Origin of the sequence: Nocardioides stalactiti (assembly GCF_014180715.1) — a bacterium.
GTDB lineage: Bacteria > Actinomycetota > Actinomycetes > Propionibacteriales > Nocardioidaceae > Nocardioides > Nocardioides stalactiti.
This window is the reverse complement of the sequence record NZ_JACEFC010000146.1, coordinates 1-907: the sequence shown is the minus strand read 5'-3', so window position 1 is coordinate 907 and position 907 is coordinate 1. Positions and strand designations below refer to the sequence as shown.

The following is a 907-nucleotide window of genomic DNA, read 5'->3' as shown; positions in this document are numbered from 1 at the left end:
CTCGGCCCTCGCCGGCCTGCGCACCTCCGGTGCGCGAGCGGCCGGCGACGACGCCCGCTGGCAGGAGCTGGAGGACGCCGCCGCGGCGATCGCCGCCCGGGCTCCGGTGCTCGTGATCGTGGAGGACCACCACTGGGCCGACCCGTCCTCGGCATGGGTGATCGAGCGGCTGGGGCGGCACCTCCACGGCGTCGCGGCGCCGTTGTTGGTGACCGCGCGCTCCGACGAGCCGGGCCAGGACCGGGTCGCCCGGCTCGCGTCCGCCGCCGACCAGGTGGTCAGGCTCGCGGGGATGTCCCTGGAGGAGACGGCCCGGCTCGCCGAGCTCGCCGCTCCGGGGAGCGGGGTCGACGGCGCCGGCATCTGGGAGCGCACCGGCGGGGTCCCGCTCTTCGTCCGCGAGGGGGCGGTGCTCGCTGCCGACGGCGGCACCTCGCAGCTGGCAGCGGGCCTGCTCGGCCGCCGGATCGAGCGGCTGGGGGCGACCGTCGTACGGGTGCTCGCGGCGCTCGCGGTCGCCCCGCCCGGCACGTCGCTCGTCGCGCTCTCGAGGGCGCTCGGACAGCCGCTGGCCGAGGTCGTCACGTCGATCGACGCCGCCCGGGCCGAGGACCTCGTCGTCGACGAGCGGGCCGGTGGCATCCGGTTCCGGCACGCGCTCCTCACCGAGGCTGCGGCCGAGGGCCTCCCGGCCCCCGAGCTGCGCGACCTGCGGTTGGCGCTGGCCGCGGCGTTCGAGGCGGAGGGCAGCGCCGTCGCTCTGGCCGACGCTGCCCGGCAGCGGCTCCTCGCCCTGCCTGCGGGCGACCTCGTCGCGACGGCCGTGGCCACGTTGGCGGCGGTCAGGTCGCTGCGCGTCGCAGGCGACGACGCCGGGGCCAGCGCCCTCGCCGACCTCGGGGAGGCG

General features: G+C 78.7%; 1 protein-coding gene (cut by a window edge). It reads left to right on the top strand.

Features of this window, described 5'->3' with window-relative positions; all coding sequences use genetic code 11:
• The coding region annotated (locus tag H0487_RS20170; RefSeq protein ID WP_446685584.1) for an AAA family ATPase crosses the window boundary (this coding region is incomplete at its 3' end): on the top strand, positions 1 to 907 show 907 of its 1,200 nt. 293 nt of the annotated region lie to the left of the window's left edge.